This window comes from Endozoicomonas sp. ALC013, assembly GCF_049310205.1.
In the GTDB taxonomy this organism is placed as follows: domain Bacteria; phylum Pseudomonadota; class Gammaproteobacteria; order Pseudomonadales; family Endozoicomonadaceae; genus Endozoicomonas.
In genome coordinates, this window is the sequence record NZ_JBLYNS010000193.1 from 1 (window position 1) to 7,056 (window position 7,056).

At 51.5% G+C, this 7,056-nt stretch carries 6 protein-coding genes; 3 read left to right on the forward strand and 3 right to left on the reverse strand.

The window, feature by feature from the left end; translation table 11 throughout:
- A partial coding sequence (locus ACO6V1_RS21545; RefSeq protein WP_422468466.1) for a hypothetical protein occupies positions 1-1,543 on the forward strand: 1,543 nt, incomplete at its 5' end.
- A 527-nt stretch (positions 1,544-2,070) separates the two neighbouring features.
- Here ACO6V1_RS21545 and ACO6V1_RS21550 read toward each other — a convergent pair.
- From ACO6V1_RS21550 to ACO6V1_RS21560, 3 genes are all read right to left on the reverse strand, one after another.
- Positions 2,071-2,799 (reverse strand): tRNA1(Val) (adenine(37)-N6)-methyltransferase, encoded by a 729-nt coding sequence (locus ACO6V1_RS21550; RefSeq protein WP_422445818.1) that lies wholly within the window; start codon positions 2,797-2,799, stop codon positions 2,071-2,073.
- Positions 2,800-2,804: 5 nt separating this feature from the next.
- A complete protein-coding gene (locus ACO6V1_RS21555) occupies positions 2,805-3,686 on the reverse strand; it encodes a DMT family transporter (protein ID WP_422459711.1) in 882 nt (293 codons plus the stop codon).
- Between the two features lie 234 nt (positions 3,687-3,920).
- Positions 3,921-4,850 (reverse strand): OmpA family protein, encoded by a 930-nt coding sequence (locus ACO6V1_RS21560; protein ID WP_422445814.1) that lies wholly within the window; start codon positions 4,848-4,850, stop codon positions 3,921-3,923.
- A 296-nt stretch (positions 4,851-5,146) separates the two neighbouring features.
- Here ACO6V1_RS21560 and ACO6V1_RS21565 point away from each other — a divergent pair, with 296 nt between their 5' ends.
- Positions 5,147-5,866: an ATP-binding cassette domain-containing protein gene (locus ACO6V1_RS21565; RefSeq protein WP_422445812.1), complete on the forward strand. Its 720-nt coding sequence runs from the start codon at positions 5,147-5,149 to the stop codon at positions 5,864-5,866.
- Between the two features lie 5 nt (positions 5,867-5,871).
- Positions 5,872-7,014 carry an ABC transporter permease gene (locus ACO6V1_RS21570; RefSeq protein WP_422445810.1) on the forward strand — a complete coding sequence of 381 codons (1,143 nt, stop codon included), beginning with the start codon at positions 5,872-5,874 and terminating at the stop codon, positions 7,012-7,014.
- Positions 7,015-7,056: the final 42 nt, after the last annotated feature.

Consider the following 7,056-nt stretch of genomic DNA (forward strand, 5'->3'; position numbering starts at 1 on the left):
AGCTAAAGCGACGGTTGCCAACACCTCGGCGAGGAACAGCACGGTCGAAACCTCGGGTGAGGGTGCATACGTCGGCATCGGGGGCGGGCTGGTTGAAGCTAAAGCAACGGTTGCCAACACCACGGCGGTAGATAGCCATGTCAGAACCTCGGGTGACAAAGTTTACGCCGGCATTGGGGGTGGGGAAGTTAGAGGAACGGTTGCCAATACCAAAGCGGTGAACAGCACGGTCAAAACCCTGGGTGAATATGCATACGCCGGCATCGGGGGTGGTAACGTTGTCGCTGGAGGAATGGTTGGCAACACCACGGCGGAGAACAGCACGGTCAATACCTCGGGTGAGAATGCATACGCCGGCATCGGAGGGGGGCAGGTTTCCGATCTGGGAACGGTTGTCAACACCACGGCGGTGGATAGCACGGTGGAAACCTCGGGTGAGAGTGCATACGCCGGTATCGGGGGGGGGAATGTTTACTTTGGAGGAAAGGTTGGCAACACCAGGGCGGTGGGCAGCACGGTCAAAACCACAGAAGACCAGGCATACGCCGGCATCGGGGGGGGGTATGTTACAGGAAAGGTTGGCAACACCGCAGCGCAGGGTTGCACGGTCAAAACCTCGGGTGACAATGCATACGCTGGCATCGGAGGGGGCAATGTTGTCGCCAGAGGATCGGTTGCCAACACCATGGCGGAGAACAGCATGGTCAACACCACGGGTAAAAATGCCTACGCCGGCATCGGGGGGGGAGTGGTTTTCAATGGAGGAAAGGTTGCCGACACCGAGGCGGTGGGCTGCACGGTCAATACCACGGAAACGGAAGCATACGCCGCCATCGGGGTGGGATTGGTTGACTATAGAGGAGAGGTTGCCAACACCAAGGCGGTAGATAGCCATGTCAGCACCTCGGGTGAGTACGCACACGCTGGCATCGGGGGTGGGGAGGTTAACAATAGAGGAACGGTTGTCAACACCACGGCGGAGTACTGCACGGTCAAAACCTCGGGTAAAAATGCACGCGCCGACTTCGGGGCTGGGCAGGTTAACTATGGAGGAATAGTTGACAACCCCACGGTAGTGAACAGCACGGTCGACAGTGCCGTCACCGGGGCACACCACCGCGGGCGGAGGAGTGTTGGCGATGGAGGAATGGTTGCCGACACCGGGGTACACCACGGCATCGGGCACAAGAGTGTTGGCGATGAAGGAATGATTGCCGACATGGACGGCAGTAATGCCGCTACAGCGTCAACAGCCGCGGCGATGGGAATTACCACAGGTTCCCTTCTGGCTGCGGGCGGATTGGGGATTGCCGGCTATTCAACCTATCAATGGGTTACTGGTTACCAGGATGGGTTGCGTGGTAAGGAACTGGCGATGAAACCACTTACCCGTGGTAAAGAACTGGCAAGCGCTGCGGTCAACTCGGTATCCCAGGGTATTAAGGGAATCCGGGAACGAATGAACAGGCAGAGTGTTCCTGTGCAGGAACCAGCCCGTGAAATAAATGAACTCGGTACAGAGTGGGACGGCTTGATAAAGTAGCTGAGATGGACAAACGTTTTAATCAGTGATCACAACTGGAATAATCCTGACTGATACCCGTCACCAAAAAAAACGAGGCTCCTACTACCAAAGGAGCTTTTTTTTAGAAATCAGTGCCATATATGGTCTTGAAATTTGAATGTGTTCAAAAAAATTAAACCAGCGTGGGTATTTTGCGGCGTGTTTCTGGTCACGTTGCTATGGGCAGTGGAGTTTGATAACCGGCCACGAGTCCGACTGGCCATTCCCTACTCATCCGATCATCTTAATTCATCAATCAGTGAGCAGGTCATGCAAAGTGACCGGAACATTGGCCTGAGGTCTGACGAACTTGCATCGAATATCATGGCTGATTACTAGTGTGCGGCTGCAATGCAATTGATGGTTAATGATTCCCAAACTCCGTTCGTCCTGAGCGGAGTCGAAGGGCGTAAACACCATACCTTGAAAAAGACTGTGCCAATCACCCTTCGACTTCGCTCAGGGTGAGCGGAGATTGTACACATCAAACTCATCGCAATGATGTGCTAGAGAGCCAGATAATAAGGTGACATCAACTGCCTGGTTTCTTCCGTGTAGTGAGGAGGCTGGGTATATATAGTGACCGTCTCCTCGTGCGTTTCCAGAGGTTTATCCCGGTTTAACACCAGGATATAGCGGTGGTTCCCATGACGGCTGGAAGAACGCAGCCCAATCTGCTTTATCAGACCCAGTCCTTCCGTGGCAGCCGCTTTCAAAAAATGCTGTGTGGAATCCACGGGCAGTAAAATCCAGGCTTCGCCAGTGGTCGCCAAATGCCGGGAAATCACCCTGGCAAGATCCGTAAAACTCAGGCTGTCGGTATGACGGGCCATGTTGCGTCGCTGGTCGTCCCCCTTGAAGGATTGTTGAAAAAAAGGCGGGTTCGAAATGATACAGTCAAAGCGTTGCTGACTGGTGGCAGAGAATATCTGGATAGCGCTATTGACCAGTTGCAGCTGATCGGCCCAGGGACTGGCGGCAAAGTTAAGGACCGCTTGTTGTGACGCTTCTTCATCCAGCTCCACGGCCGTGATTTTCCCATTGCAGTTCTGAGCAGCCATCAGGCTGAGCAGCCCGGTGCCTGCACCAATATCCAGAATGGACTGGCTATGTCGTAAGCCGGATGACTCAGCAATAAGCGCACCAAAGATGCAGGCATCCGTGGTGACTTTCATGGCGCATTCACCCTGGTCAATTCTGAACTGCTTAAAAGCAAAGTAGCTGTTTCTGGCCATGGCGTTTATTTTCTACTCAAGTGCTGCTGAGCCAGAACGGCAACAATAATCATAATCAAGCCAGCATAGGTGGCCGGATAGATAGACTCACCAAGAATATTGGCGATGAAAATCAGTGATAGAAACGGACTGAGGTAGCTGATATTGCTGACCATGGCAGTATTGTCCGCCAGTTTAAGGGCTTTCAGCCACAGGATATAAGCAAAGCCCATTTCAATCAGACCAACATAGGCCGCTGCTGCCAGACCTTCAGAGGCAATGGGCCAGAAATCGGAGAAGAGGGCGGTGGCACCAATAATCCAGGGCAGTCCACAGAGGAAGCAGATCAGCAGGCCAACCACAGGATCCCCTTCGCGCCGGGTATTCAATAGCCAGTAAAGCGCCCAGATAATGGTGCTTGACAGTGCCAGAATAACACCGATGGGACTGGCGAAATTAAGACTTTCAAACTCCCCACGGGTACAGATAAGCAATACACCCCCGTAGGCCAGCAGGCAGCAGAGCAGGCTGGTAAGCGACAGTTTTTTACCCAGCAAAGGAACGGCAAGCAGGGTCAGTGCCATTGGCCAGCTGTAGTTTAATGCCTGCGCCTGTTGCGCCGGAAGCAGGTCGTAAGCGCCGAACAGGGCAACGTGATAGAGAAAAGGGTTTAACAGCCCCAGGGCCAGGAATAATCCCGATGATTGTTTGAATTGGGAGACAACTAAACCAGCCTTTCCCTGAATCATGACAATGATGGTAAGCAGGGTGGTGGAGGTTGCCACGGACCAGAATACCAGCTGCCATGGGTCGAGATATTTAAGGGCTATTTTAAAGGCGGTGGCAATGGTCGACCACAATAAGGCCGTGGCCAGGGCGTAAAAACAGGCTTTGCTATTGTCTGTCATGGATACTGCTTGGAGACTTTGGGTGAGTAGGTTTGAGTATTGACCAATACTATCTCACAGGCTCCAAAAGAAACAGGTAAGGAATTGTCGCGGAATAAGTTCCGCCGTTGGCTGAGACTTGCTCGCTACCCGCTTCCCAAAAAAGCACAAGTGGCCTGTCTTTTTCGGGCAGCGGGTAGCGCTTATTGAAATGTCGAAGTTATTAAACAACAGTTCCTGAATAGTTAATGAAGGTTACCCTTCAATGGTGATGGTCACGTGACGGTTGTTTCTCCGGCCTTCTCTGGTTTGATCTCCGCTCTCCAGTACACCACCGGCCACGGCTTTGATGCGATTGCCACTGACGCCACGCTCTTCCAGGTATTGTTTGACACTTTCAGCCCTGCGCAGTGCCAGTTTTCGGTTGTGTTCCAGCGGGCCGGTTGAGTCGGTGTAACCAACAGCTGTCAGATGAATGTCAGACTGTTGTTTGGCAACATCAGCGATTTTGTCCAGCGCCTGACGGCCCGGCGGGTCAATGTCTGCTTTATCAAAGCCAAAGTAAACCATTCCCAGTTCTCTCTGTAGTGGGCAGCCATCCGCATCGACGGGAATGCCTTCGGGGGTATCCGGGCACTTATCAATGTCATCGGGAACACCATCCCCATCACTGTCGATCGGGCAGCCATATTGGTTAACCGCCATATCGACAGGGGTATTGGGGCAGCGATCCATATTGTCTGGTACGCCATCACCGTCGGAATCGGGGCAACCGTGAGCATCCACTGTGACACCGTAAGGGGTGTTGGCGCACTTATCCAGGTAGTCAGGAACCCCGTCATTATCGGAGTCTACCGGGCAGCCACTGTGATCGACGGTTACGCCTTTGGGGGTGTCTGCACAGCGGTCTTTGTTATCAGGAACACCATCGTGATCACTGTCACTGCCAGTCAGCGCACAGATAGCGGTACCGACCAGGGCACCACCTATAGCACCATAAGCGGCCGATTTACCTCTGTCGGATGAACTCGTACTGTTGGCTGCAGCGCCAACAAGACCGCCGGTACCCGCCCCGATCAGGGCACATTGGCTCCACCGGTTCAGATGGCCATCACTGGCGCAGCCAGCAAGAAAAAGGGTGATGATGAACAGTGTTAGTGTTTTAAGGGGAGTGATGAAGGGCATGAATCAAACTCCGGGTGTGTCAAGTTAGGGAAGGGTTGACGTCTAATCGGGTAGGGATTACTCGCGCAGATAAAACAGACAGGTTATTGGATGACTGGCAGCTTCGAGTATAGGCCAAAATATTCACTGCCAGAGTCTCTTTCCATATGAAATGAGCCTGTTGTTTTCCATGATCAGATTATGAAGCCCATTACAGGTGCTTATCTTTATTGGCAGACGACCGATAACCATGACCATGAAAACCAGGATCGTTGTTTATCCTGACTGCGGGTCTTTATCAAGGCGGAAATATTAAGATGACAAATGTCCAGGCCGTTGCCATTCATGACCTTGAGCAGAGTATTGGTGAAACTGAAGTTTTGCGAATTCCGGAGTTGGTTATTGATGCTGGTGAAACGGTGTGCCTTCAAGGCAGGAATGGCTCTGGCAAAACCACCCTGTTAAGAGCCCTGATGGGGCTTGTTCGCTATAACAGTGGTGACCTGATGGTTCTGGGCAATGATATGAGAAAAATTGGCACCTCCTCTCTGGAAAGACTCCGTGCCGACTCTATCGGATTTATTTTCCAGCATTATCGGCTGGTGCCATATCTAAGTGCATTCGATAACATTTTGTTGCCCTGCTATTTCTCGGCGAAAAGGCGGTCTGAAGCAGAAAGGAAATCTGAAACGGCCGCCAAGGATGCCATTCGTCTGATTCGCAAGCTCAGCTTAACAGACCCGTCACGGCTATCAAAAAATGCTGCGCAATACAGCGCCGGTCAACAGCAACGCTTTGCCATTGCCCGTGCGCTGATCGGCAAGCCTGAAATGGTGTTGGCGGATGAACCGGCTTCGGCTATGGATTGCAAGGGGAAGAAAGCCGTTTACCAGCTGTTACAGGATGAGTGTCGTGCAAGTGGAGCCACACTGATCTGTACCACCCATGATGAAAACGGCATTGATGGTTTTGACCGGTATGTGAACATGGATACCTTGAACCAGGCAAGGGAGCGTGAAAACCGATGGTCATTATGAAGATTATGCGCAGAAGCCTTGGTCAGAGAGCCGGACGCACAACCATTTCGATTCTGGCTCTTGCTTTCAGCATTGCGCTTCTTCTGGTGATCAGCCATATTCATGAAGCTGTACGATCCTATGCCCGACAGGTGTCTTCAGGTGCAGACCTGATTGTCGGAGCGCCTTCACAGCCAGCACATCTTGTCCTTTACAGCCTTTTTCGCATTGGCCCTCCTCCTCCGGTAATATCCTGGGATCTCTATGAAACCATTGCTGAACTGAAGGATGTGGAGTGGGCTGCGCCGGTGTCTACCAACGAAAGCCATCTTGGATATACAGTGACTGGCAGTACTGCACGTTATATGGAAACGCTGCAGCTGAAAGCCCTTAATTTTATTGGCAATGGATCAGGCACGGAGTTCAGAAATCATCGTTCGGCATTTATTGGTGCCAGACTGGCGGGAGACTATCAGCCCGGAGAAACCCTGAAGATAGCCAATGGCTTTTCACCCTCATCAAAAGATGAGTATCAAACGCCATTTATTATTCAGGGGGTTTTAATGGAAACCGGAACCTCACTGGACAGTAATATTTTAATTCCTATTGAAGGGCTGCGAAAAATCCGAAAAGCCCATGGCATAAAAACTGATCATCTTAATTTCATTTTGATAAAATTGCGCCATCACCACACCCTCTTTAAGGTGCAGAAAGAACTGAAGTCAACCTTCAATACACCACTTGAAGTAGTGATTCCTGCGTTAGAACTGGAAAAGCTTGGGCACTATCAGCGAATGCTCAATAATGTGTTTATGGCCATGAGTTTTATCATCGGATTGCTCTCTTTGATGATGATGTATTTTAATCTTTCTGCCGGTTTTGCCGAGCGAAAACAGGAAGTCGAACTGCTACGAATGGTAGGGGTAAGCCCGTGGCAGCTGGCAGTCCTGACATTGGCAGAACCGATGCTGCAAATCCTGTTTGCTCTTTGTTCTGGTGTTGTTCTCTATAAAGTATCGACTCTGTTCCTGGGGGGCTGGATTCCTGTTGTGAGCAGCATCGCACTGCCTTTTGAACAACTGCTTTGGTTGTTGTCGCTGTTTTTACTGGGTTTTCTGGTGGCCTGCCTGCCGGCATGGCGAATCTATGGTTTTTCCCGAAGAACTTAGATTGAATGGTTTAAGGCGGCATCCATGGATGGGGCTGCCACC